A 26,447-nucleotide genomic window follows, 5' to 3' on the forward strand; every position below is an offset into this window, starting at 1 on the left:
CCGTTGGTCAGGCGGCGTTTGGCGTCGGTGCACCACTGTCCAGCAAGCCGCGCCGCACCAGGTCCTGCCAGAGTCCTTCCGGCAGCGTTTGGCCAAACCAGGCGGCGTTCTGGCGCAACTGCTCCGGACTGTGGGCGCCCGCCACGCATGACACCACTGCAGGATGGGCCATCGGGAACTGGAGGGCGGCGGCCTGTAACGGCACGCCATGGTCACGGCACACCGCGCTGATGGCATCGACCCGCGCAACGACCTCCTTGGGCGCATCTTCGTAATTGAACTTCCGGCTGCCGGCCAGGATGCCGGAATTGAACGGCCCGCCGATGACGATGCCGACGCCGCGCGCCGCGCACAGGTCCAGCAAAGGCTTCCTCGCCGCCTGCTCGAGCAAGGTGTAGCGTCCCGCCAGCAGCGCACAATCGATGTCGCAAACGTTCATGGCATCGGCAACCGCGCGCCATTCGTTGACGCCGAGGCCGATTGCGCCAACGCTGCCCTCGTTGCGCAGCTGCGTCAGCGCGCGGAATCCACCGCCTTGCGTCAGCTGCTTCCAGTAATGCGGATGCAAGGATCCATGGGTGGCGCGCCCGATATCGTGCACATAGAGGATGTCGACGCGGTCCATGCACAGGCGTCGCAGACTGTCCTGGTGCGAGCGCATGATGCCCTCATAGCTGTAGTCGAAGTATGGACGGAATGGCAGTGGCTCGGCCCAGCCGTTTTCGCCGGGCTGCACGCCGCTGTCGAGCAGCATCAGGCGCCCGGCCTTGGTGCTGATCACGAAACTGTCGCGTTCCCGATCGCGCAGGGCCGCACCCAGCCTGCGTTCGGACAGCGTATAGCCGTAATAAGGCGCAGTATCGAAGTAGCGGATGCCAGCCTCCCATGCCGCGGTCACCACCGCCTGCGCCTCCGCATCGCTCATCGCCTGGTACAACCCGCCAAGCTGGGCGCAGCCAAGGCCCATTCCGGTCAGGGCGATGCCGCTGCGCGGCAACTTGCGGGTGGCGCTAGCGCTCATGCCGGACGCCATGTCAGGCCCGCTTCAAGGGAAAACATCCCGGGCCTGAGGGCTCGAAATGCTTGTAGGTCAGGATGAATTCCTGGTGGCCCAGCGCCTCCGAGCAGCTTTGCACGCCGTTCGCCACGCGCGCCACCAGGTCGACGATCTCGCCACCGACCTGTTGCAGCGAAGCTTCGCCGGTGAGGATGCGGCCCGCGTTGACGTCCATGTCTTCGGCCAGGCGCTCGTAGGTAGCCGGGTTCGCGCACACCTTGATCACCGGCGCGATTGCAGATCCCACCACGGAGCCGCGGCCAGTGGTGAACAGCGTCAGGTGGGCGCCGCAGGAAATCAGCTCAACGATCTCCGCATTGTCCGAAATATTCGGAAAGCCGAAGCGCACTTCACCGTCCGGCACCACGTCCAGCAGGTACAAGCCGCCGGCCGCCGGCTGGTCGCCCGGCTTCAGGATGCCGCTGATCGGGGATGCACCACTCTTGGCATACGCGCCCAGCGACTTCTCTTCGAGCGTCGTCAGGCCGCCATCCGCATTGCCTGGCGCGAAGCTGCCGTGGCCCAGCACCGTGTAATAGCGTGCTGCCTTGTCGACACAGGCCACGATGGCGTCTCCCAGTTCCGGCGTGGCGGCGCGCCGCTTCATGTGGAATTCGCAGCCGACCAATTCGCCGGTTTCTTCAAAAATGCAGGCGGCTCCCGCTGCGACCAGCTGGTCGAAGGCTACGCCGACAGCCGGGTTGGCGGTGATGCCGCTGGTACTGTCCGACCCGCCGCAGATCGTCGCCACCACCAGTTCTTCCGCAGCCATCGGCACGCGCTGCTGCGGCGCCAGGGCCTCCAGCGCCCAGCGCACCCACTCCACCCCGTCGGCCACGCTGCTGCGGGTGCCGCGGTTCTGCTGGATGGTGATGGTGTGGACCGGCCGTCCGCTGGCGGCGGCTTCCTCCTGCAAGCCGCTGCGGTTGAAGCTTTCGCAGCCCAGGGAAACGATCAGCGCAGCACCCACGTTCGGATGGGTCACCAGGCGCCTCATCATCTTGTCGGCGTATTCGTTCGGGTAGCAACCCGGGAAACCGATCAAGTGCACTTCCTGTCCGGGGAAGGCGTTGACGATCAGGCGCGCCACGTGATGGGCGCATTCAACCGTGTACGCGACGGCGACAATATTGCGGATGCCCTTGCGGCCATCGGCGCGCAAGTAACCCGACAGTGCAGGCATCGTGGTTTTCATGTTCAGTGGCCGCTTCCGATAAATGCGTGGGCATCCGGGCCCAGTGTGTAGGTGGGCAGGTAGTCGCTGGCCAGGTTATGCGTATGCAGCATGGCGCCGCGCGCCACTTCTGCGGTAATACTGCCGATCAAGGCGCCGTAGCGCAGTACCTTGTCGCCGGGCAGCAGCGCCATGCGCGCCACTTTGTAACCAAGCGGGATCGCTTCCGTCAGCGTCACCGGCTCGCCGTCGATGTCGACGACGTCGCCCGCAGCCAGCGCCGTGCGGGCAATCAGGCAGTTGTCTTCAGGAGACATGAGAAGGAGGTGCGGTGCGCCGGCAGGCGAAGTATTCGGCATGGCGGCTCAGTCCATGTGGAATACGGATTCCATCATGGCCCAATGCTCGCCATCGGCGCGGCTGGCCAGCGGCAATTGGCATGGACCACAGAACGTCCACCAGCGCTGGGTTTCCGCGTCGGCGGCGACCAGCTTCATGTCGGCAGCAAAGTCAGTGCCGTGGTATTCCCAATAGCCGAACAGGAGGTTCTCCGGCTCGCGCAGGAAGATGCTGTAGTTGCGCACATTCGCCTGCTGCAACTTGGCCAGCACCTGCGGCCAGACAGCCGCATGCAGCGCCTTGTACTCCGCGATCTTGTCCGCGGCAATCCCGATCACCATTCCCATGCGCTGCATTCCGGCTCCTCGTGTACGTCATATATTTCGTCCAATGGGGCCATTGTGCAAACAGCGGCAACGGCGGGCAATTGCTAAAATCACCAAGGAGCGGAACGATATTTCACACGGCAGTGCAAGCGCTCAGGCAGGCGGCTTGGGCCCTTTGCGGCCGGAGGACGGCCGCTTGATCAAGGTCTTCGACAGCATGTCGAACAGGGTGCGCGCCGCCGGCGCCATGCTGTGATTGCGCTTGCTGATCAATCCGAGCGTACGGTGGATGGCAGGGTTCACCAGCGGCACACCAACGATCGAATCGGGCCGTTCGGGCAGGACCGACAGGCCGGGCACCGCTGCCACGCCCATGCCCGCTTCGACCAGGGCCAGCACGCCGGACACGTGGTTGACTTCACAAAATATGGCCGGGTGCTTCTCAACACCGGCCAGGGCGGCGTCAATGACGCTGCGGTTGCCGCTCGACTTTGCGACCGACACAAACCTTTCGCCGGCCAGATCCTTCCAGTTCAGGGATTTGCGCTGCGCCAGGCGATGGTCGTGCCGCATAGCCAGCACGTAGCGTTCCTTGAAAATTGGCTCGAACACGATTTCGGCCTCTTCCGCACCGGTGAAGTTGATGCCGAAATCGGCCTCTCCCGCCAGCACGAGGTTCAGCACATCCTGCGCGCTCTCATCGTGCACGCGTACCCGGATGCGGGGAAAGCGCTCACTGAACTCCTTCAGCACTTCCGGCAGGAAGTGCCAGACGGCGGAAGGAACGCAGGCCAGCGTCACGGTACCGGTGCGGTGCGCCGCCAGGTCAGCCACGCCCAGCACCGCGTCTTCCAGGCCATCGAGCGCCGTGCGCACGTTGAGCAGGAAAGCCTGCCCCACATTCGTCAGCTGCACGCGGCGCGTAGTGCGTTCGAACAGTTTCACGCCGAGCCCCTCTTCCAGCTTCTCGATGCGGCGGCTCAGCGCCGATTGCGACAGGAACAAGTCGTCCGCAGCCTGCCGGAAGCTTGCGCGTTCGGCCACCGCGACAAAGGCCTGTAAGTCGTGTAGGTCGTAATTGATGCGCATGGTGCATTAATCCGCTGGAAAATTGCAATTCTCAAATTATGCCATTTGCCGGAAGATTCATCCAACCACCACCAGCCTCGCCAAGAAGGCAAACACCCATCAAGGAGACAACGTGCGCCATTCTTGCGCCCTTACCGCATTGCTGGCCCTCAGCGGAAACTGCCTGGCCCAGAGCAGCGTGGACCTGTACGGCATTGTCGACGTCGCCCTGCGCGGCAGCAGCGGGCTCGCCGCCGGCAACAGCCCTGCGCCCGCCGGCCACACGGCCGCTGTCAGCAGCGGCATCGACAACACCAGCCGCTGGGGCCTCAAAGGCCGCGAAGCACTGGGCAACGGCTGGGCGGCCCAGTTCCGGCTGGAAGGCGGCATCAACGCCGACGCCGGCACCCAGGCCAAGTCCGACCGACTGTTCGACCGCCAGGCCTGGGCCGGTATCGAGACGCCATACGGCGCATTGGCAGCCGGACGCCAGACCAACCTCATTTCCGACGCCCTGATTCCGGTCGATCCCCTCGGCAAGCGCTACGCGGCTTTCAACCCGAATATCAACGTCGCTGGGCTAAGCAACACCGCTTTCGGCACCCATGCCTTCGGCCGACAGTACGGACCCAGTGGCTACGCGGACAATTTTTACCGGCTCGACAATACTGTCAAATACACAGCCAATGCAGGCCCGTTGCTGGCGCGCGCTGCCTGGTCGTTCGGCGAAGTGCCGGGCGACACCAGCGCCTCGTCCAGCCACGGCGCGGCATTGGCGTACCAGCGTCCGGAATGGACGGTCTCCGGCGCGGTGGAGCAATTCCGCAGCCGCGAGGACCTGGTGCTGAATGCCTGGACGCTTGGCGCAGCGGTACGCGCCGGCGCCTGGCAATTCAAGGCCAACATTGCGCGCAACAAGGCCGGCACGGGGCCGGATAAAACAGTGCGCCAGCGTGTCCTGTCCGCCGGCGTGAGCCGCCAACTGATGCCCGACCTGCTTCTCACAACCGCCTGGTACCGCGTCCGCCGCGTCGCGACCGGCTTCCAGGATGACGGCTTCGATCGCGCCTTCCTGTTCCTCGAGAAGACGCTTGCGCCGCGCACCACCGCCTACGCCGAAGCCGATCACACCCTGTGGCACGGCGACGCGGCGGGACGCAGCGGATCCCAGCCAAACGCGCGCCACGGCACCGGGCTGACGCTCGGCCTGATGCAAAAATTCTAGTGCATGGAAAGGAAACACAAATGCAAGCACATCACCTTAAAATCAAAGCCCTGGCCGCAATAGCCGCTCTCGCGCTGGCCGCCGCCGTCCAGGCAACCGACCTGCACGTCGTCGCCTCCGGCGGGTTTGCCCAGGCCTACAAGGACTTGTCGGCGCCATTCGAGCACGCCAGCGACGATCACCTGGTGTCGGCATGGGGGCCTTCGATGGGCACGACCAGGAACGCCATCCCGGCGCGCCTGGCGCGTGGAGAAGCAATCGACGTGGTCATCATGGTGGGCGACGCGCTTGACAAGCTGATGGCCGAGGGCCGGCTCGAACCCGGCAGCAAAGTGGTGCTCGCCAACTCCCCCATCGCTTGCGCCGTCAGGCTGGGCGCGGCCAGACCGGACATCGGCACCGTCGATGGCCTGCGCCAGGCCTTCCTCGGCGCATCGCACGTCGCCTATTCCGACAGCGCAAGCGGGGAGTACATCAAGCACGAGCTGCTGGACAAGCTGGGCATCAAACAGCAAATGGACGGCAAGGCCGCGCAGATTCCGGCCACGCCGGTGGGCGAGATCATCGCGCAGGGCGAAGCGGATTTCGGCTGCCAGCAAAAGAGCGAGCTGAAACCCGTCAAGGGCATCGAGATCGTCGGCCTGCTCCCTGAGGAAGTTCAACGCAGGACGCAATTCGCCGGCGCCATTGTGCGCGGCGCCAGCCATCCCGAGGCCGGCGCCGCGCTGCTGCGCTTCCTGGCTTCGCCTGCGAACGCCGCCGCCGTTGAGGCAACCGGCCTGGAGCCGGCCGGCGAACAACGCTAAACACTTGAGATCGAGCCCATCATGACCACCTACACCACCGCCGCAGCGGCGATTGACATACCCGCCGCTTCCGCAACGCCACACGCCCAGTCCAAGCTGGGCACCGTCATCCGCGTCACCAGCGGGAACTTCATCGAGATGTATGATTTCTTCCTGTTTGGCTTTTACGCGCAGCAGATCGCCGCAGCATTCTTCCCGGCGACCAGCGAATACGCCGCGCTGATGATGACCTTCGCCACGTTCGGTGCGGGGTTCTTCATGCGTCCGTTGGGCGCCATCCTGCTCGGCAGCTACATCGACCGGATCGGCCGCCGCAAAGGCCTCGTGCTGACTCTCGGGATCATGGCTTCGGGAACGGCATTGATCGCCTTCGTCCCCGGCTATGCCAGCATTGGGCTATGGGCGCCGCTGCTGGTGCTGGTGGGCCGATTGCTGCAAGGCTTCTCGGCAGGGGTGGAACTGGGCGGCGTCTCCGTCTATCTTTCCGAAATGGCGACGCCAGGCAACAAGGGCTTCTACGTCAGCTGGCAATCGGCCAGCCAGCAGGTCGCCATCATCTTCTCCGCTGCCCTGGGCTATGCCTTGAACCATACCTTGGCCAAGGAAGTCATCGCGGATTGGGGCTGGCGCATCCCCTTCTTTGTCGGGTGCTCGATCATTCCTGTGGTGTTCTACATCCGACGCTCGCTGCAGGAGACGGAAGCCTACCTGGCGCAAAGGACGCACCCGACCTTCCGCCAGATGATGCGCACCATTGCCCGCAACTGGCCGCTGGTCACGGCCGGCGCAGCCCTTGTGGTGCTGACGACCGTGGCGTTCTACATGATCACGGTGTACACGCCGACATTCGGCAAAAGCGTCCTCAAACTGAGCACCGAGGAAAGCCTGCTCGTCACGCTGTGCGTCGGGGTGTCGAACTTTATCTGGCTGCCGCTCATGGGCGCCCTGTCGGACCGTATCGGCCGCTGGCCCGTCATGGCGGCGTGCTCGGCGCTGACCGCGCTGACAGCCTATCCCGCGCTGTCATGGCTGATCGCCAACCCGAGCTTCGGACATATGGTGATGATTGAGCTCTGGCTGTCCTTCCTGTACGGCAGCTACAACGGCGCCACCATCGTCGCCCTGACCGAGATCATCCCGGCGCAGGTGCGCACCACAGGCTTCTCGCTGGCCTACAGCCTGGCGACAGCGCTCTTCGGCGGCCTGACGCCCCTGCTGTCGACCTGGATGATCGAGGCCAGCGGCGACAAGGCAGCACCAGGCTACTGGATGGCTGGCGCCGGCGCCATCAGCCTGGCCGCCACCTTCCTCGTCTACCGCGGCATCGTCAAGGAACGGCGCGCGGTCACGCCGTAATCCGCAACAGCGCCGAGGCATGGGGCGCCAGCGCCTGGCGGATCACCCCATGCGCGGGCGCCAGGTCCTTGCGCTGCCACAGGTCGCGCAACGCCACGGTCTTGTCGCCCAGGTTCAGGCGCGACAGGTCGAATGCGATGTCCACCTGCGCATCGCCGGTGTTGAACAGAGCCAGGTAATGCGACGTATTGGCACCGTGCGGCTGCGCGCTCCAGATACGGGTGCCTGGCTCGGCGCGGTGCGGATGGTTGCGCTGGCTCTTCTTGTGCACTGCCAGCACTTCCGGATTGGTCAGCAGGGCCAGCGTATGGTCGTCCAGGCTGCGCAGGTCGCCGCCCATGATCAGCGGCGAGCGGGCGATACTCCACAAGGTCATCAGCGTCTGCTGTTCATCCGGGGTGAACTTGGTATCGCGCGAGCCCATGGCAAGGCGTCCGAGCGGCAGCATGTCGGCGTCGGGCCAGGAATTCTCGCCCATGACCGGGTTCCAGTTTTCTAGGCGGTCGAATTGCTCCTTCAGCAGTTTCCACTCGTCCCAGAAGTCGTCCGAGATACGCCACATCTGCGCGTAATGCGGTACGTGGCCAGCCCATTTCAGGTCGGTTTCGCCAGGCGAGATGCTCAGTGTGATTGGGCGGCCGGAAGCCACGATGGCCTTGTGCGCGCCTTCGATTTCGCGCCAGTTCTTGTCGTACGGGCGCGCCAGGTCGTCCATCTTGACGAAATCGACGCCCCAGGAGGCGTACAGCTTGAAGATCGAGTTGTAGTATTCCTGCGCGCCGGGCTTGGTCATGTCGATACCGTACATATCGCCGTTCCATTCGCAAATCGAACTGGTGTCGGCGATGTCCTGGGCCCGCAAGCTGGTGCCCAGGATCGGCGTATTCATGCGCACCGCCTGGCGCGGGATGCCGCGCATGACGTGGATGCCGAATTTCATCCCCATGCGGTGAATCCGGTCGGCGAGGCCTTTGAAGCCGTTGCCGTTGGCGGCCGACGGGAAGCGGTTCGGCGCCGGCAGCAGGCGCCCGTATTCGTCCATCGTCAACTCGGCACCCTTGCGGTATTCATAGCCGTTGGCATTCGGCTCATACCACTGGATATCGACCGTGAAGATATCGTAGCCCGAAGGCAGCAGCTTCTGCGCCATGATGTGCGCATTTTCCAGGGCCTGCGCTTCGGTAATGGTGGTGGCAAAGGAATTCCAGCTGTTCCAGCCCATCGGCGGCGTCGGCGCCAGGGTTGCGCGTCCGGCCGCTTTGGGCGTTGCCGCCAGGGCGGCGCCGGGCAGCGTCGCGGCGGCAACAGCGGCGGTGGCGACGGAAGTCGTAATGAGTCGGCGGCGAGGTAAATTGATCATGGGGTCAATGAATGGTGTTTAAAACTTCACGAAAATGGATTTGCCGTCGTAACGCACTGTGCGCGTGGCTTGGGCAGTGGCCAGGCCCTTGCCATTGGCCTGGCCGGCCAGCACCAGGTTCAGGATACGGGTTTTCACCATGCCGGGGAAGCTCCCTTGACGGGCGCCGATGGCAAGGGTCTTTGCCTTGTCGTTCCAGCTAAGCTTGACGCGCGCGGACTGCCCTTTTTCGTAGGCATAGGTCTCGTTGTCGTCGTCGTACAGGGTGAAGCTGCCGTCGGCGCCGGGATAGATGCGGATTTCATATGGCGCCTCGGGCTGCTCGGTGGCGTATTGCAGCTCCGGCCCCATGGGCAGGATGGCGCCCGCACGCACATACAAGGGCACGATGTCGAGCGGCACGTCGCGCACCACCGCCTGCCCTCCTTCATAGCGCTGGTTTGTCCAGAAGTCATACCAGGCTGCGCCCTTCGGCAAGTAGGTGCGCATGCTCGCATCGGTCACCGGTTTCGATTCGGCCAGCGCACGGATTGCGCTCGGGGTGCGCCATGCGAGCCGCAGGCTGCGGTCGGAAGTCGCCTGGAAGTACTCAAGCTTTACCTTGACCCGCTGGCCCTTGCGCAGCACCTGGCGCGTGCTGGCCAGCCGTTTGCCGCCGTTTTCCCAGCGTTCCAGCACGACCGCATCGTCAAGGTAGAGGCGATATCCGTCGTCGCCTTCCACGCCGATCTCATACTCGCCGTCTTCCGGCGCCTCCAGCGTGCCGTTCCAGCGCGCGGAGAAGTCGTCCAGCTGGCTCAAGCCGGCGGGGATGGTGGCCAGCGGAGGCGCCGGCCAGGAATGGTCGATGACCTTGTCGATCACCTTCCCCTTGGGAACCTCGAAATTGCGCCCTTCGAAGTACTGTCCAGCCAGTCCGGGCTGGCCGTCCGGCGTACGCAACGCATCGCCCGGAATGGTTGCCGGTGGCGGCGGCTGGATGCGGTACATCGGCCGCGTGACCGGATGCACCAGCAGTGAGGGGCCGAACATGAAGGCGTCGTTGATTGCGTAGGTCGCCTTGTCGTCCGCAAAATCCATCGGCAAGGCGCGCATCAGGGTGTAATGGTCGCTGGTCACCTTGGCGCTCAAGCCGTAGGTGTAAGGCAGCAGACGGTAACGCAGGTGCGCCGCGTCGAGCAGGGACTTGTAGACTTCCGCATCGAGCGACTTGAAGATATAAGGTTCGCGCTCGATGTCGGTGCCATGCACGCGCATGATCGGGTTGAAAGCGCCATACTGGAACCAGCGGGCAAACAATTCGCGGTAAGCCGGGTCCTTTTCGCCGCCGGGATAATCGCGCGCCACGAAGAAGCCGCCGGTATCCTGGGTCCAGTACGGATTGCCGGTAATGGTGACGTTGACGCCTCCGCTCACCTGCTTGCGCAAAGTGTCCCAGCTCGAGAAGATGTCGCCCGACCATGAGGCGGCGGCGGTGCGCTGCGCGCCGGCCCAGGCCGAGCGCGTCAAGGTGAACACGCGCCTGTCGCTGGTGGCCCGTTGGCCATCGTAGGTGCCCTGGGTGGTCAGCAGCGTATACGGGTTCAGGTAGCGGGTGAAATCGCCGAGCGCGTTGTTGCCCAGCGATTTGATGTCGGCTTCATTCTTGGCCGCATCCCAGGCGGCGGAACCGACTTCCACTTCGGTGCCGTCCATCCAGAGCGCATCCACGCCCTTGTCGAACAGGCCGGACTTCGCATGCTTGAAGTAGATGCGGCGCCCTTGCGGGCTGTAGGCGTCGTAGACACGCGCCTTTTGCGAGATCCAGTGCAGCGGCTCAAAACGCAGGCCATGCTGGTCGAGCTCCTTGCCCAGCGCGGTGTCATTGCCTATCGAGGGCCAGATCGAAACCATCAGCTTCAGGTTCATTTTGTGCAGGCTTGCCGTCATGCCGGCCGGATCGGGATAGCGCACCGGGTCCCAGGTCATGCCGCTCCAGCTGCCATCCTTGTCGCTGCCCCAGTACTGCCAGTCCTGCACAATGTAGTCGAGGGGGAAGCGCTCCTTGCGAAAGGTTTGCGCCACTTCGACCAGGCGCTGCTGGGTAGGATAGCGCTCCTTGCTCATGAACAGGCCGAACGCCTGCTTCGGGTACATGGGCGCGGCGCCGGTCAAGCGGCGGTACGCGCCCACCACGTCGTCCATCGAACGGCCGCCCATGAAGTAATAGTCAACGCCCCCGGGAGCGCTTTCGGCCCACAGCCTGGCGCCTTCGGGGCCGTCCTGGAAGCGCATCTTGGAATAGGTATCCCACAGGATGCCATAGCGCTCGGAGGACATCATGACCGGAATGATGATGCCCAGGTTGGTCTGCACCAGCAGCAGGTCCTGGTTGCGGCGGTTGACGGCGTCGCTGTCGGTATAGCCGAAGCCAAAGATCGCCTCGTCCGGCTTCAACGTGAACCGGTTCTCCACCTCGTACGAAGGAGCGCCCGAAATCTCCACCGCCTTGATCGACTGCGGCTGCTGCGACTCGCGCGTGTACAGGCGCCCGGAGCCGTCCATGAAACTCAGCGCTCCGGTCTTGCGGTCGATGCTAATGCGCAGCTTCGCACTCTTGATGGTCAGCGTGTCCGCGCCCTCCTCCAGCTCGAAAGCCACCGCACCAGGCTTCTCAACCACCACCAGGCTTGGGCTGGTCCAATGGTTTGCACCGAGGTTGGCGTTGACGCGCACGGTGTCCGGCCCATAGAAGATCACGTTCTTTGTGACGCCGCCAGCACGGAACTGCACCCCGTGCTGCAGGCGCACGTATGCGAAGCGGTCATGCGCGCCTGCGGCGAAAGGCAGCGCCAGCAAGTGTCCATTCTTATCCAGGCCACTGCTGGCCCGTTCTACCGCGCCGGCCGGCACGCTCCAGGCAATGGCCAGCGCAAGCGAGGCGGCCAGCACGGTCTTAGGCAAATGTTTCATTAATCCTCTCGATCAGCGGAACACCGCAACAAAGCCACCGCGCGGCTTGATCGTCACGCGGGCCTTCCCTGCAGCCAGTTCCTTCTGGCTGAACTCGCGCTCTCCTGCTCCGTCGCTGATCATCACGCCTTTTCGATTGCCGATGAAGGAGAGATCCAGCTCCACCGTGCGCTCGCTCTTGTCGGCATTGATGCCTGCCACATACCAGCTGTTGCCCGCCTTGCGTGCCACGATAACGTGGGAGCCCGGATAACCGGCGAGAAAGCGGCTGTCGTCCCAGCGGCGCGGCAAGTCGCGCAAGAAGCCGCGCACATATTCCGGCACCGCCGCCATACCCTCCGGAATCTCCGCGAAGTGCTGGATACCCGACAGGAACAGGACCGATTCAGCCAGCTCGAAGCCGTCGCGGGTAGTACGCTTGATGTTCGGCTTGTCGCCAAATACCATCGGCGTGAAGTCCATCGGATCGAACAGGTTGCGGATCATGGCCGCATTCACCGCATGGCCGGCCACGACGTCTTCATCCTTCTGGTCGAAGGTGGTGAACTCCAGGCCGCGGATCGCCTCGGCCGTCATCAGGTTCGGGTAGGTGCGCTCCAGGCCGCGCGGCAGCGTGGCGCCGTGGAAGTTGACCAGCAGGCCGGCATTGGCCGCGTCTTTCAGGATGTCGACGTAGTACTGGATCATCGAAACGCCGTCGGCACCGAAGAAATCGACCTTGACGCCCTTGATGCCCATGTCGCGCAGGCGCGCGAATTCCTTCTGGCGCCCATCATGCGTCAGCAGCTTGTTGCGCGGCGTCTGCGGTGCGGTGTTCCAGTCGCCCGCGGAGTTGTACCACACCAGCAAGCTCACGCCCTTGGCTGCGGCATAGCCGGCCAGTTCCGCCATCTTGTCGTAGCCGATCTGCTTGTCCCATTCGGCATCAACAAGGGTGTAATCCCATTTCATGTCCGCAGCATAATCGATGAACTTCTTTTGCACATCGTAGACGGTGGCGCCGTCCTTGAGCAGCGGCCAGCTCCAGGAAGCGTGGCCCGGCTGCACCAGCTTGGCGTCGAACTTGATGGCGGGCGCCGCCAGATCGGTGCCCAGGGTCGAATTCATCACAGTGCCGAGAGCACCCACCGCGACCACGCGCCACGGCGTTGAAAGCGTGCCCTTGGTCTCCGCCAGCAGTTTGCCTTTGCTGAAGACTTCCTTCGGCGTCGGCCCGTCGATGCGGTATACGCCGCCCGGTGAATCGGTCGCCAGGCGCGACGCATGGAAGCTGCCATCCATGTTCGCTTCGGTCAGCGCCACCCAGGTGTCGCCGCTGCGGAACAGTGCCGGGAAGGCCCAGCCGGATTTCAGCGGAGCGGGCTGGCCGACCGGAATATCGACCAGGTAATGCTCTTCATACGACGGATTGGTCTTGCCCCAGCCGGACTTGGCCACCGCCAGCGGCTGCAGGAAGGCGCGCGTTTTCGCATCGAACGCGAAGCCGGACGCTTCGCTGATGAAACGCTTGAGGGGAATGGCGGCATCGGCGACCACATAGCGGAAGGCCACGCCGTCGTCCGACACGCGGAAGGCGACATCCATCTTGTTGCCTGCGGCGTTGACGAACGAGTACACCTGCTCATTCGCGCGGTACTGGATGTCGCGGCGTTTGCCGACCGCCATCTCATATTGCTCGGCAACCGGCTGCACCGGCGAGGTATTCACCAGCTTCAAGCCATGCGAGAAGTCCACACCGGCCAGGTTCAGGCCCAGCGGCGAAGGCAGGAGCACGGCCTGGCCATTGCGCTCGACACTGTAGGACAAGGTCTTGTCCGGGTTGACGACGACCGATACATCCAGCTGCTTGTTCGGGCTCTCGAGCGCCAACACGGCGCCGCTAGCCATGGCCAATCCTAAAAACGCACTCAATTTCTTCATCTTCGTATTCACTTTATCGATCTGTAATCATTCCCAGCGCAGGTGTACCACCTTGTAGCCGTTGTCGTGGATGGCCTTCAGCAGCGCCGGCAAGGCCTCGGCCGTCGGGCCGTTTGCGTCGTGCATCAGGACGATGCCGCCTCCCGTCTGGCGCAGCCGGTCCACCAGGCGTCCCACCAGCGCCGCACTGCGCATATCATTGGGGCTGTAGTCCTCGATGCCGACGTCAATCGAGGCCACCGTGACTTTGTGCTCTTTCAGCTGTGCCAGGATCGCCGGGGTCTCTTCCAGGAAAGGGAAGCGGTACGCGGCCGGCGCGTAGCCAAAAACATCGGTAAAAGACTGCATGCCGTGCGCCAGGTCGGCCAGCTGTTCACTGGCGGCCATGGACTTCAGGGGAGGATGGGCAAAGCTGTGCAGGGCCGGCGTATGGCCGGCCTGCACCACAAGCCGGCCCAGTTCCGGATGGCGCGCCAGGTTGGCGCCCGTCATGAAGAAGGTCGCCTTCACGCACTGCGACGCGAGGGTCCGCAGCACGCCGCCAATCGTTTCCGGATTGGGACCGTCGTCAAAAGTGAGCACGACCTCTCCCTTTTCCAGGGGAAGCGGCCCATGCTGCACCGTGCCATAAGCAGCATATTCGCGCTTCAGGGTCAATACGCGCGACGTGCCCAGTGCGTCCGGTGCACAGTCCGCGGCGGCGTTCGCTGCGGCGGCGCAAAGGAGCATGACGAAGCACCAGGACTTCATTTCACCTCCAGCTCGAATCCGTTGGCGGGCAGGTCGTCCGCGCTGAACAGGTTGATGAACGGTGCGTCGGCCCATGCATAACGCACTTTGCTTGGGTGGCCGGCCGCGGCCCCGTGCAGCGTGACGGTGTCGCCCTTGGCGCTCGCGCGGGCATACTTGCATGCGTCCTTCTCGCACACTTCGAAGCCGATTGCCATGTCCGAAGAATAGGTGCGCAAACCGCCGTTGGTATCGGTGAAGCGGATCACGATATCTTTCCCACGCCGGCTGGCCGATACCGCCTGCGGACCGCCCGGCGTGATTTTTTCACCGTAAGCGACTACCCGTGCGGCCCGGGCAAGGCGCGCACCGACGATTGCCTTCTGGCCCGGATGAATATCGGAACGGTCACCAAAGTCGAAGGTCACAGCCAGGCCCGCATGCGGATCGTTACGCACCGATACCGATTGCGCCTCACGCAATTCGGCCCACGCCGAATAGCCTGGCTTGGTCGCCACCGAGCCAAATGAAGTCAGTTGCGCGACGACGAAAGGCAGTTCAGGCTGCGCGAACGTCTTGCGCCAGTCGGCAAACAGCAACGGCAGCAAAGTGCGGTATTCCTGTGCGGCGCCGGCGTTCGCCTCGCCCTGGTACCAGGCAGCCAACTTGAAGCGGAAGCCCTGCATCGGGGCGATCATGCCGTTGTACAGGGTTGTGACACTGGTTGGAGGTTCCCACGGAGTCGGCGGCTGCGCCGCCTTGAGATGGGACCCAAGGTGGTATTTCCAGCGCAAGGGCAAGGCGATGCTGCTGCCGTCGGCAGCGCGCAGCACCCGCTGGTCGGCCGGGCTGACCAGGCCGCCGCCGTTATCGTCGTCCAGCACGCGTACCACGATCACGTTTTTTCCCGCTTTGAGCAGGCCCTTCGGCACCGCGTAATCGCGGCCGGCCCACCAGTTGATGCCGGCGCCGACGCGCACGCCATTCACCCAGGTCGTGTCAGCCGTGGCGATCTGGCCGAGCAGGAGTTGCGTCGCTGACCCGGCTTGCTGGGCGGTCAATTCGACCGTCGCCCGGAACCACACGACGCCGCGATGCTTGCTGACCGCTTCGATAGACGATTCATTCCAGCGTGCACCCAGCTCCATGGCCGGCCAGGCACTGTCGTCGAATTCGGGATTGGCCCAGGCGCGCTGCGCACGGGCGGCCGGATCGACGCTCGCCCACCAGGCCTCCTGCCGCCTTTCCTCGGCGCGCATGCCTGCAGCAACATCCTTTCCATAGGCGTCGACCACGTCGAGCGCCTCACCGTAGGCGCCCAGCTTGCGCATGGAGGCGGCGCTGATCCAGCTCTGGATGGAACTGCCACCCCAGCTGGCGTTGACGAAGCCCACCGGCACCTTGTACTGGCGGTGCAGGCTGCGCGCCATGTGATAGCACACAGCGGACGCCTGCCCGGTGGTTTGCGCTCCCGCCACCTGCCATTGCGGCGCGGTTTTGAATTCTTCCTGCAGGACCGGCGAAGTTTCACGCACGATATTGGCGAAGCGGATCTGCGGGTTGGCGGAATACGTGACGTCCATCGGCGCATTGGTCGCATTCGCCATGGCCAGTTCCATATTCGACTGGCCGCCGCACAGGAAGACGTCGCCGAGCAGGATGTCGTGCAACGTTGTCGTGGCGCCGCTCGCGCTGACGCTCAGTGCGTAAGGACCGCCGGCTGGCATGGCCGGCAATTGCGCCCGCCACCTCCCGCTGCCGTCGGCCGCGGCCTGCACCGCTTTGTCGCCAAGCTTGACGGCGACGCTGGCTCCCGGCGCTGCTTTACCCCAGGTCTCTATCGGCTGGTCGCGCTGCAGGACGGCATGATCGCCGAAGATCGACGCAAATACGGGGGCCTGTGTGGCGGCGCCGGAATGCGCGCTGGCGGCCAACACCAGCGCACCCAGCCCTCCCAACACTGTCTGCTTGACTGAGCCGGCGCGACGCCTCTCTCTGCTCAATTTCATTCTGTGCTGCCTTTCGGGGAACTCAATTCATCCCATTGTGCGAGCGGCGGGAATGAAGCGGCAATTGCGAAAGTTAACAACCGGGCCAACGAAATTTCTCACATTGCCCCTAAAACGCCGGGCATCCCTTGCCCGGGGCAGCGATTGAATTTAACCTGACCCGGAAAATCGAAACCAACAGTTCCGGAGACCACGCCATGCCGAACCGCCGCGCTACGCTGCTCGCGTTTGCCGCCCCCCTGCTTGCCCTCGCCCTGCCAATGCATGCCGCCCATGCCCAGGAAGAACCCGTCAAATTGACGACCGTGCCGGGCCCCTTCCGCCCCGAGGCCGAGTCGCTCAAGACCTACAAGACGCCCGAATGGTTCCGCGACGCCAAATTCGGCATCTGGTCGCATTGGGGACCGCAGTCGGTGCCGCGCGCCGGCGACTGGTACGCGCGCAATATGTACGTCTACGGCTCCGACCAGTACAAGCACCACCTGGAACACTACGGCCACCCGTCCAAGTCCGGCTACAAGGACATCATCCCCCTCTGGAAAGCGGAAAAGTTCAACCCCGATGCCCTGATGGCCCTGTACAAGAAGGCCGGCGCACGCTACTTCGTCAGCATGGGCGTCCACCACGACAATTTCGACCTGTGGGACTCGCGCTACCACGAGTGGAATGCCGTCAAAATGGGTCCCAAGCGCGACATCGTGGGCGACTGGAAACAGGCCGCACTCAAGGCCGGCCTGCGTTTCGGCGTATCGGAGCACCTGGGCGCCAGCTACGGCTGGTTCGCGCCCAGCCATGGCTATGACCAGATCTGGCCGATGCTGGGCGTGGACTACGACGGCGCCGATCCGAAATACGCCTCGCTCTACCATCGCGCCCATAACCAGCCTTACCGCGGCTCGAGCGGCTGGTACACCACCGATACGCGTTTCCAGCAGGAGTGGTACAACCGCATCACCGACCTGGTGACGCGCTACCAGCCGGACCTGCTCTATTCCGACGGCGGCCTGCCCTTCGGCGAGGTGGGGCGCAGCCTGGTGGCCAATTTCTACAATGCCAACCAGGCCGGCCACGCCGGCAAGCTGGAAGCGGTCTACAACCACAAGGATATCGGCTCGGGTGAATTCATCCGCGAAGCCGGCGTACAGGACGTCGAACGCGGCGTCATGGAAGGCATCAATCCCCTGCCATGGCAGACCGACACCTCGATAGGCGACTGGTTCTACAGCGAGGGCTACAAATACAAGACCACCACCGAGGTAGTGCATATGCTGGCCGATATCGTCAGCAAGAACGGCAACCTGCTGCTGAACGTAGTGCAGTATCCGGACGGCAGCCTGCCGCCCGAACCGATGCAGTTCCTGCAGGAGATGGCGGCCTGGATGTCGGTCAACGGCGACGCGATTTACGGCACCCGTCCATGGAAGACGTTCGGCGAAGGACCGACCAAGGCAAGCGCCGGCCATTTCCAGGAAAACGCCGCATACACGCCGCAGGATATCCGCTTCACCACCAAGGATGGAGCACTCTACGCGATCACCCTCGGCACGCCCACCACGGCGGTGCGCATCCAGTCCCTGGGACGCAAAGCCGGGCTGGAAGCAAGGCCAGTGAAGGCGGTCAAGCTGCTGGGCAGCAGCACCGCACTGCGCTGGGAGCAAACCGATGACGCCCTGACGATCCAGCTGCCCGCCAGCCTGCCGACCCAAATGGCCAGCAGCTTCCGCGTCAGCTTCTAATACCGTGTAAATCTTTTCAACTTCCTGCACATTCCAAGTTTTATCGCCGCGAATTCGAGCAATCAGGAGCCGCTCGACCTAGTCTGGCCCGACGGGCCTGCCGGACAAGCCTTTACGAGCGGCGGCCGGCCCGTCCCGACCAAACTCGATTCAACTTTTTCTTGGAGATAAAGGATGAAGAAACCAACCCTCGCCCTTGCCTGCGTGGTGGCCGCCATGGTGGCCGCCTGCGGCGGCGGCAGTAGTCCGTCCGGCCAGGCGCCGCAATTTTCCGCCACGCTGACCACCAGCGGCACGGCAAGCACCACCGGCACACGCTGGATGAACGTGAAGTATGGCGGCAGCGGCTATGTGCCAGGCCTGGTCTTCCATCCGACCAGCCCGAATGTGCTTTATGCGCGTACCGACATGGGCGGCAGCTATCGCTGGGACGCCGCCACTTCGTCCTGGATCCCGATCACCGACGGCTTCGGCATCACCGAAGAGTTCTTCAACGGCGCCGAAAGCATCGGCCTCGATCCGAACGATGACAAGCGCGTCTATCTTGTAACGGGCATGTATGACTGGGCCGGCCCCAATGGCCGCCTGTATATTTCAACGGACCGCGGCGACAACTGGACCCACGTCGACCTGCCGTTCCGCGTGGGCTCCAATGATCCGGGCCGCGCCATTGGCGAACGCCTGGTTGTCGATCCGAACCAGTCCTCGGTCCTGTATTACGGCTCGCGCACCTCAGGCTTGTGGAAGAGCGCGGACTATGGCCAGACCTGGGCCCAGGTCACGTCCCTGTCCACTTTCCAGTACGCCAGCGACCAGATTCCGGCCCTGCCAGGGCGCGCGTCGGGCGGCATCGAAGGCGTGCTGTTTGACACCCCGGGCACCGGCTCCGGCAGCGCCACGCAAACCATCTACACCACCGTGGCGCCGGACTACGCCAACGCCGCAGGCCTGGCGTTCAACCTGTACAAATCGAGCGATGGCGGCGCCACCTGGACCGGCATCGCCACGCCGGTCAGCGGCTACCACATTCCCCACATGGTCCGCGCCAAGGACGGCTTGATCTATATGGCGTTCACGCGCGACATGGGTCCCGGCGCCGGCGGCCCGGGCCGGCTCTACAAGTTCGACGGCGCCAACTGGACGCTGCTAAAGAGCTACGATACGCAGCAATGGGTCAACTTCGGCCTGGGCGGCCTGTCCGTCTCCGGTTCCGGCCCGACCACCCGTATCGCACTGGGCGTCACGAATTCCTGGGGCAACTGGCAGGGGCAGCCCATTGTCCAGCTCTCGGACGACGCCGGCCTGACCTGGCGCGAAATCTCCTCGATGACGCCGCACACGCCGTCCGAAGGGGACTTTTCCGGCTGGATCGACGATGTCGAGATCGACCCGAACAACCCTGAGCGCATCCTGCACGTGTTCGGCGGCGGCGTCTGGGAAACCAGGAATGCCTCGGCGGCCAGCCCAAGCTGGAATCTCGCCGTGAACGGACTCGAAGAAACCGCCACGCTGGCCCTGATGACGCCCCCCAAAGGCGCCAGCTACACATTGCTGCGCAGCTCGGGCGACATCGGCACCCACGTGCAGACTGAATTGCTGAAGAAGCCGACCCGTGGCCCGCTGGGCTGGTTCGGCAACGGCTTCAGCGCCGACATGGCGTGGTCAACGCCCTCTTACATCGCAGCCATCGGCAGTCCTGTGTGGAATACGCCCAACGTCGCAGGTGGCTACTCCAGCGACTCCGGCGTGACCTGGACGGCGTTTGCCGCCAACCATCCTGACGCCCTGGCCAACCAGGGCGGGGAATCCAATATCGCCGTATCGAAGCCGGGCTATATCGTCTGGGCCCCGGCGAATTCCCGCCCGGCCTACACCACCGATAACGGGGCAAGCTGGACTTACACCAACCTGCCGGCCTTGAGCGCCGTAGGCATCAATCGCGGCTACCGGGTAGTCGCCGACCGCAAAAACCCGAACAAGGTGTATGCCTACAATTCGGGCGGTGCGTGGTGGAACCAGTGGTCGGACACCGCTCATTTCTGGACGTCGACCGACGGCGGCCACACTTTCACAGAAAGCACTTCGTTCGTCGCAGCCGGCGCCCTGGTGGCGGACTACGGCCATTCTTCCGTGGCAGTCAACCCGAACGCCGAGGGCGATCTCTGGGTGACCGATGGCTTCAGCATCCTCCACTCCACCGACTCCGGCGCCACCTGGACCAGGATCGCGGCAACGGCCCCGGTCTGGGGCAGCAATCCAACCTGGATGTACCCGGAAGTGTACGGCGCGACCTCGATCGCGCTGGGCAAGGCTCCTGCCGGCGCGACGTATTCGTCCTCGATCTACATCGTCGGCACGATCAATGGCGTGTGGGGCGTGCACCGTTCGGACGACGGCGGCGTGAACTGGCGCCGTATCAATGACGACAAGCACCAGTATGCCGGCCTTGGCAACCTGGCCGCCGACCAGTCGGTCCCGGGACGCGTGTTCGCCAGCGCCGCCGGCCGCGGCGTCGTGTTCAGTTATTGATGATTGCGCCGGCACTGCCGGCGCATCAACCACCACTTTCTGGAGAATGACATGAAATTCAGCACCTTCATCGCCGCCGTCCTGCTTGGCGCGGCAGCGACCAGCACCAATGCCACCGCCACAGTCCTCAGCTTCGATGACCTGACCGAAATGATGTATGGCGACGGCTTCCCGCTGGCCGCCAACATGAGCTATGACGGGACAGGCCTGAGCTATGTGGAATCCGGCTTCAAACTGACCTTGCACGCCCCGAACGCGGCACCCGGCGCGGCAAACATCGGCACCGGCACCTTTGAACCGCAGACTTTCAACTGGCACGATGGCCTGGACAACGGTTCCGACACGTACGTGACCCTCACCCGCGTCGGCGGCGGCCTATTCAACCTGGCGAGCTTCGATTACCTGACCGACGCAAGCAATGTTTCGGTCGATGGCAACCTGCTCGGCGCCATCGAGGATGCGGGCACCTGGACCACCGCACTTGCCGGCATCGCCGAACTGCGATTGAGCTCCGGCGCGTTTAACCAGATCGACAACGTCCAGGTCGATGCCGCCGTACCGCTGCCCGGAACATTGGCGCTGATGCTGGGCGGCCTGGCTGCCGCTGGCCTGGCGCGCCGCCGCAGCTGACCTGCCATGGATCATGCTGAACTCCAGATTGCGCCGCCCCGCCCTGCACATGGAACCGGGGCGTCGCGCTGGCTGGCGCTCGATTGGCTGCGGGGCCTCAGCATCATCGGCATGCTGTTGAATCTCACCCCGGGAGCGTGGGAAAAGCAGTATGGCTGGATGGTCCATGCCAAGTGGGAAGGCGGCAACCTGGTGGACATGGTGGCGCCGGCCTTCCTGTTCTGCATCGGCGCCGCAATGCCGCTGTCGCTGTCACATCGGATGAACATGGGACAACCGACGGCAGCCCTCTGGCGCCACGGATTGTGGCGCGCTGCCGTGCTGGTCGCGCTGGGTTTGTTCCTGAACGCCTATCCCGTCTTTGACCCTGCCCATTTGCGCATTCCCGGCGTGCTGCAGAAAATCGGGCTGGCCTTCGCGTTGGCGCTCAGCCTGGTCCTGCTGACGATGCGCCGCACAACCGGCGGCTCGCCCCATTTCAGGCCATACATTCTGATCGGCGCCACGCTCTTTATTCTCGCATCACATTGGGCCCTGCTCTATTTCGTTCCTGTGCCAGGCTTCGGCGCGCCGCGCTTCGACCCCGTCGGCAGCTGGCCCGCCTATATCGACCGGCAGCTGTTCACCGTCCCGCACATGTTCGTCTGGTGGCCGGTCGATGGCAAGGTGGTTTTCGACCCCGATGGCCTACTCAACGCTTACACCAGCAGCGCCAGCGTATTGATTGGCGTGCTGGCTGGCCTCGCCCATATGAGCGGCAAGGTCAGACGCCCCGCTGCCACGGCCTTTGCCGCCGGCGCGGCAATGATCGTCCTGGCGCTGGCATTGAGCGGAATCTGCCCGATCATCAAGAACATCTATACTGCGACCTTTGTGCTGTTCAGCGCTGGCTTCTCGCTGGCCCTGCTCGCCCTGTTCAGCCTCTTGGCCGGCCTGTCAGCAACCAGCGTGCTTCTGTTCCCCTTGAAGGTATACGGCGCCAATCCGCTCCTCGCCTATGTGACCAGTTTTCTGCTTGCGCCGCTATTCGATTACAGCTGGCGCTTCGCAGGCGGCGCGGCCTCGATCCGCAGCGCCGGCCAGGCCGCCTTGAGCGGCGTGTTCGATCCCTATGCAGCGTCGCTCACCTTCGGCCTGATCTATCTTGTGCTCCAGTTCCTGGTGCTGAAGGCCTGCTATCGGCGCCGCTGGATTCTTAAGCTTTAGTCCAACCTCGAAATTCCATGACTCATCTCCGCAATCGCCGCCCCGTCCTGGCGGCACTCGTCTCCATGGCCTTGTCGTTCCATACCTGCCAGGCCCACGCAGCCAGCGCCGACGATCCTGGGCAGCGCGCCCGCGACCTGCTTTCCCGCATGTCAATCGAAGAAAAAGCCAGCCTGCTGCAACATGATTCGCCGGCCATTCCCCGCCTGGCCATCCCCGCGTACGACTGGTGGAATGAAGGCCTGCATGGCGTTGCCCGCGCCGGCAACGCCACGGTATTCCCGCAGGCGATCGCGCTGGCGGCGACCTGGAACGGCCCTCTCGTTACGCGCGTCGCGGACACGGTTGCGACAGAGTTCCGCGCCAAATACCGGCAAACCGTGGGCCCGGATGGCACCACCGCCTTGTATCGCGGCCTCACGGTGTGGTCGCCCAATATCAACATCTTCCGCGACCCGCGCTGGGGACGCGGCCAGGAAACCTATGGCGAAGATCCTTACCTGACATCGCGCATCGGCGTGGCCTACGTACGCGGCCTGCAAGGCGACAATCCCGCCACGCCCAAAGTATCGGCCACGGTCAAGCATTTCGCCGTCCACAGCGGGCCGGAAGCCGACCGCCACCGCGAAGATATCCATCCTTCGCCACATGACCTGACCGAAACGTATCTACCGGCATTTCATGACACCGTGACCGAAGGGCGGGCACTGGCGGTCATGTGCGCCTACAACGCAGTCGATGGCGTACCCGCCTGCGCCAGCGACAAGCTGCTCAAGGACACCCTGCGAAGCGATTGGCATTTCCAGGGCCATGTGGTGTCCGATTGCGGGGCGGTGGCCGACATCCACGGCGCCGAAGCGCACCACTATACCGCAACCCCGGAGCAAGCCGTGGCGGCCGCCATCAACGCCGGCACGGACGTCATGTGCGAATTCGGCAACAGTCCGACGGCAACTCCCGCCACGACGGTGCGCGCGGTGCAGCAAGGCTTGCTGGCCGAGCCCGTTCTCGACCGCGCCGTACTGCGCCTGCTGGAAGCGCGCATCCGCCTTGGTCTGCTGGACAAGCCCGGCAGCGGTCCATTCGGCCAGATCGCGGCCAGCGAAGTCGACACGCCGGCCCATCGCTCCCTGAACCTGGAAACAGCACGGCAATCGCTGGTGCTGCTGAAAAACGACGGCCTGCTGCCGCTGAAGCAAGCGCCGCGCAGCATCGCCGTCATCGGCCCGAACGCCGATAGCGTCGACGCCCTGGTCGGCAACTACAACGGCACGCCATCGCAGCCGGTGACCGTCCTGGCCGGCCTGCGCGCCCGGTTCCCGCAGGCGCGCGTCACACACATCGAAGGCACCGGCTGGGTCGCCCCGCCGCTGCAGGACGTTCCGCCAGACCGCTTGTGCGTCGATGCGGCCTGCACCCATCCTGGCGTCAGACTGGAGCGCTTCGACAACCTTGCTTTGGAGGGCGCGCCAAGCGCGACCGAAACCGTGGCCAATGCCGCCCTCAAATGGGGATGGCCCGACAGCGCCGAACGCAAGACATCGACGCGCTGGTCCGGCTACCTGCGTGCGGCCGAAAGCGGCACCCACCATTTCCGCCTGAAAGGCAACCAGGGCTACCGCATTCGTCTCGATGGCCGGCTCGTGGCCGATATGTGGGACCTTGCCTGGCCGACTTCAAATGCCGGGCTTACCCTGGAGGCTGGAAAGCTGTACCGGATCGACATCGAGGCGCAGCAGACCGGCTGGGAGGGCGAACAGCAACTGCAGTGGACGCGCCCGAGCTTCGACAACGCCGCAGCACTGGAAGCGGCCCGCCAAGCCGACCTGGTGGTATTCGTGAGCGGCCTGACGTGGCAGCTTGAGGGCGAGGAAATGTCGGTGCACGCGCCCGGGTTCGCCGGTGGCGACCGCACCAGCATCGATCTCCCGGCGCCGCAGCAATCCTTGCTCGAACGTCTCCATGCTGAACTGCGCCCCCTGCACAAGCCTTTGGTGCTGGTCAATATGAGCGGCAGCGCCATGGCCCTGAACTGGGCCGACAGCCATGTGCCGGCCATTATCCAGGCCTGGTATCCGGGTGGCGAAGGCGGACAGGCGATCGCCGAGCTCATTGCCGGCGACTTCAGCCCGGCCGGACGGCTGCCAGTCACGTTCTACCAATCTGCCGCGGACCTGCCGCCGTTCAAGGACTACGGCATGCAGGGGCGCACTTATAAATACTTCAAGGGCAAGCCGCTGTACCCATTCGGCCATGGCTTGAGCTATACGCACTTTACATACAAGAATGCTGCGGCAGTGCCGAAGACGGTGTGCACCGGCTTCGATGTCAGGCTCGCGGTCGACGTGAAAAACGATGGCAAGCGGGCCGGCGACGAAGTGGTGCAATGGTATGTATCGCGGCCGGAACCGGGCGCGCCGAACCGCACCCTCGCCGGCTTTACCCGCATCGCCCTGGGCGCGGGTGAAACACGCCGCGTCACCTTCACGCTCAACGCCAAGGCGCTCAGCACTGTCGACGCGGCCGGCCGGCGCAACGTCGAACCCGGGCCGGCCGAGGTCTGGATCGGCGGCGGCCAGCCCGGTGGCGCGGGCAGCGCCGGCCAGGCTGCGGGAATCGGCGTGAAATTGACGGTCAAAGGCCGGCGCAGCCTGCCGCCGTTCTGACCAAATCGTCGCGCCGGCGCCGCTAACTGACGTTGACAGGCGCAGGTCTTGGGCACAAACTTGTTTCATGATGGCCACACAGACCATGCCGTCGGACCACGCGCTTCCCCGCCGCCGGGCTTGGCTGAAGGGAGCGATGGCCTCGTGCGTGGTGTGTGCCTTGCCCGGTTTGGCCGCCGCAGCCGAACAATTATTTGTCGACTATATCCTGTCGAGCGGCGCCCAGAGAACGGCATGGACACGCATCATCAATGAGTTCTCCAAGGCAAACCCAGATATTGCCGTGAAACAACGCGACTATCCGTGGGCGCAATACGAGCGGGATTTCACGGCGCGGCTGCACAGCGGACAGGTCGACATCGCGTTCTCGTATGCCGGAGAGCGCCTGCGCGACGCGGTCGCAAGCAAATTGCTGGTCCCGCTGGACAGCGACACGCTTGCGCTGCTCAAAAAGAGCAGATTCTACCCAGCCACCCTGGAGGGGACCCGCATCGATGGCGAGGTCTATGGTTTCCCCTTGTATTACTACCCCTGGGGCTTCGTCTATCGGAAATCACTATTCCAAAGCCTGGGCCTTGAGCCGCCGGCTTCATGGAACGATTTCCAGCACGTATGCGAACGATTGAAGGCCGCGAACGTCAGCCCGATCGGCCTGGGCGCCGCGAACAACTGGCCTGCCGCCGCCTGGTTCGACTACCTTGACCTGCGCATCAATGGCCTGGAGTTCCACCGCAAGCTACTGCGTGGCGATGTCCCTTTCACGGACCACAGGGTGAAGAAAGTGTTCAATACCTGGGCGAGCTTGCTGCGCAAGGACTACTTCTTCAAGCCGACCATCGAAATGAATCACGAACGTGTATTGCCCTACTTGTACCGCAACCAGGTAGGCATGATGCTGACCGGGAGCTTCGTCGCCGCAAGGTTTCCGGACGCGCTTGCGGACGATATCGGTTTCTTCGCCTTCCCAAGCATTTTGCCCGACATGCCGCAATTCGAGGATGTCCCGCTCGACGTGCTGGTTCTACCTGCGCGCGTGGCAAATCCCCAGGCCCGCAAGCGCTTCCTGGCCTTTCTCGCCGAAAGCGGTGCAGTGCGGCAGATCGCCGAGGCGAACCAGACTTTCCCCGCCCAGGCCGACCCCTCGTTGGCGCACATCCGGATGGAAGAGGCTTCACGGCAGGTGTTGGCCAATGCGGCCGGACTGAGCACATTCTTCGACCGCGAAGCCAAGGTGGAACTGATTGACCCGGTGTTCGATGGCTTGCGCCAGTTCCTCCGGCCGCCGCATGACACGGACAAAGCTGTCCTCACTATCGAGACACTGCGCCAGAAGTAGCGGCGCTGCGCCCGCAGCTCCCG

General features: G+C 64.0%; 19 protein-coding genes. 9 read left to right on the forward strand and 10 right to left on the reverse strand.

The genetic code is table 11. The features are described 5' to 3' along the window. Positions 1–7: 7 nt before the first annotated feature. The 5 genes from GM658_RS05105 to GM658_RS05125 all read right to left on the reverse strand — a co-directional run bounded on the left by GM658_RS05105 (position 8) and on the right by GM658_RS05125 (position 3,985). Positions 8–1,021, reverse strand: a complete 1,014-nt coding sequence (locus GM658_RS05105) for an aldo/keto reductase (RefSeq protein WP_155452924.1) — start codon at positions 1,019–1,021, stop codon at positions 8–10. 13 nt (positions 1,022–1,034) lie between these two features. Further along, the gene (locus GM658_RS05110; RefSeq protein WP_155452925.1) at positions 1,035–2,252 is read right to left on the reverse strand and encodes a UxaA family hydrolase; all 1,218 of its coding nucleotides are present in this window, start codon (positions 2,250–2,252) and stop codon (positions 1,035–1,037) included. 2 nt (positions 2,253–2,254) lie between these two features. Further along, positions 2,255–2,590, reverse strand: coding sequence for a UxaA family hydrolase (locus GM658_RS05115; protein WP_155452926.1), 336 nt, complete (start codon positions 2,588–2,590; stop codon positions 2,255–2,257). A gap of 6 nt (positions 2,591–2,596) precedes the next feature. Further along, positions 2,597–2,926: an L-rhamnose mutarotase gene (locus GM658_RS05120; RefSeq protein WP_155452927.1), complete on the reverse strand. Its 330-nt coding sequence runs from the start codon at positions 2,924–2,926 to the stop codon at positions 2,597–2,599. A gap of 123 nt (positions 2,927–3,049) precedes the next feature. Then, positions 3,050–3,985: a LysR family transcriptional regulator gene (locus tag GM658_RS05125; RefSeq protein WP_155452928.1), complete on the reverse strand. Its 936-nt coding sequence runs from the start codon at positions 3,983–3,985 to the stop codon at positions 3,050–3,052. 112 nt (positions 3,986–4,097) lie between these two features. On the opposite strand from GM658_RS05125, the gene GM658_RS05130 reads away from it, so the two are divergent. The 3 genes from GM658_RS05130 to GM658_RS05140 are packed head-to-tail and all read left to right on the forward strand — an operon-like array spanning position 4,098 to position 7,351. Next, complete coding sequence (locus tag GM658_RS05130; protein ID WP_170298673.1) at positions 4,098–5,189, forward strand: porin; 1,092 nt, start codon at positions 4,098–4,100, stop codon at positions 5,187–5,189. Positions 5,190–5,209: 20 nt separating this feature from the next. Then, positions 5,210–5,995, forward strand: coding sequence for a substrate-binding domain-containing protein (locus GM658_RS05135; RefSeq protein WP_155452930.1), 786 nt, complete (start codon positions 5,210–5,212; stop codon positions 5,993–5,995). Positions 5,996–6,016: 21 nt separating this feature from the next. Continuing rightward, entirely contained in the window at positions 6,017–7,351 is a 1,335-nt protein-coding gene (locus GM658_RS05140) for an MFS transporter (protein ID WP_155452931.1), read from the forward strand. Here the strand turns inward: GM658_RS05140 and GM658_RS05145 are convergent. The 5 genes from GM658_RS05145 to GM658_RS05165 are packed head-to-tail and all read right to left on the reverse strand — an operon-like array spanning position 7,341 to position 16,321. Further along, the gene (locus tag GM658_RS05145) at positions 7,341–8,711 is read right to left on the reverse strand and encodes a glycoside hydrolase family 27 protein (RefSeq protein ID WP_155452932.1); all 1,371 of its coding nucleotides are present in this window, start codon (positions 8,709–8,711) and stop codon (positions 7,341–7,343) included. The two genes, GM658_RS05140 and GM658_RS05145, sit on opposite strands and share 11 nt — an antisense overlap. Before the next feature lie 18 nt (positions 8,712–8,729). Further along, on the reverse strand, positions 8,730–11,663 hold the full coding sequence (locus GM658_RS05150; RefSeq protein ID WP_155452933.1) for a glycoside hydrolase family 31 protein: 2,934 nt from the start codon (positions 11,661–11,663) through the stop codon (positions 8,730–8,732). Between the two features lie 12 nt (positions 11,664–11,675). Next, positions 11,676–13,583, reverse strand: coding sequence for a glycoside hydrolase family 97 protein (locus tag GM658_RS05155; RefSeq protein WP_155452934.1), 1,908 nt, complete (start codon positions 13,581–13,583; stop codon positions 11,676–11,678). A 27-nt stretch (positions 13,584–13,610) separates the two neighbouring features. Beyond that, complete coding sequence (locus GM658_RS05160) at positions 13,611–14,333, reverse strand: polysaccharide deacetylase family protein (RefSeq protein ID WP_170298674.1); 723 nt, start codon at positions 14,331–14,333, stop codon at positions 13,611–13,613. Further along, complete coding sequence (locus GM658_RS05165; RefSeq protein WP_155452936.1) at positions 14,330–16,321, reverse strand: sialate O-acetylesterase; 1,992 nt, start codon at positions 16,319–16,321, stop codon at positions 14,330–14,332. Before GM658_RS05165 ends, GM658_RS05160 begins: the two co-directional genes overlap by 4 nt. A gap of 197 nt (positions 16,322–16,518) precedes the next feature. Between GM658_RS05165 and GM658_RS05170 the strand changes: the two genes are divergently transcribed. The 6 genes from GM658_RS05170 to GM658_RS05195 all read left to right on the forward strand — a co-directional run bounded on the left by GM658_RS05170 (position 16,519) and on the right by GM658_RS05195 (position 26,424). Continuing rightward, positions 16,519–18,057, forward strand: coding sequence for an alpha-L-fucosidase (locus GM658_RS05170; RefSeq protein WP_211841810.1), 1,539 nt, complete (start codon positions 16,519–16,521; stop codon positions 18,055–18,057). A 174-nt stretch (positions 18,058–18,231) separates the two neighbouring features. Next, on the forward strand, positions 18,232–20,586 hold the full coding sequence (locus GM658_RS05175; RefSeq protein ID WP_155452937.1) for a beta propeller repeat protein: 2,355 nt from the start codon (positions 18,232–18,234) through the stop codon (positions 20,584–20,586). Between the two features lie 51 nt (positions 20,587–20,637). Beyond that, positions 20,638–21,216: a PEP-CTERM sorting domain-containing protein gene (locus GM658_RS05180; RefSeq protein ID WP_155452938.1), complete on the forward strand. Its 579-nt coding sequence runs from the start codon at positions 20,638–20,640 to the stop codon at positions 21,214–21,216. A gap of 6 nt (positions 21,217–21,222) precedes the next feature. Then, entirely contained in the window at positions 21,223–22,422 is a 1,200-nt protein-coding gene (locus GM658_RS05185; RefSeq protein WP_155452939.1) for an acyltransferase family protein, read from the forward strand. Between the two features lie 17 nt (positions 22,423–22,439). After that, positions 22,440–25,088, forward strand: a complete 2,649-nt coding sequence (locus GM658_RS05190; protein WP_155452940.1) for a glycoside hydrolase family 3 C-terminal domain-containing protein — start codon at positions 22,440–22,442, stop codon at positions 25,086–25,088. A gap of 67 nt (positions 25,089–25,155) precedes the next feature. Beyond that, positions 25,156–26,424, forward strand: coding sequence for an ABC transporter substrate-binding protein (locus GM658_RS05195; protein WP_155452941.1), 1,269 nt, complete (start codon positions 25,156–25,158; stop codon positions 26,422–26,424). The last annotated feature ends 23 nt before the right edge of the window (positions 26,425–26,447 follow it).

The sequence above is a fragment of the Massilia eburnea genome, from assembly GCF_009720745.1.
In the GTDB taxonomy this organism is placed as follows: Bacteria; Pseudomonadota; Gammaproteobacteria; order Burkholderiales; family Burkholderiaceae_D; genus Rugamonas; species Rugamonas eburnea.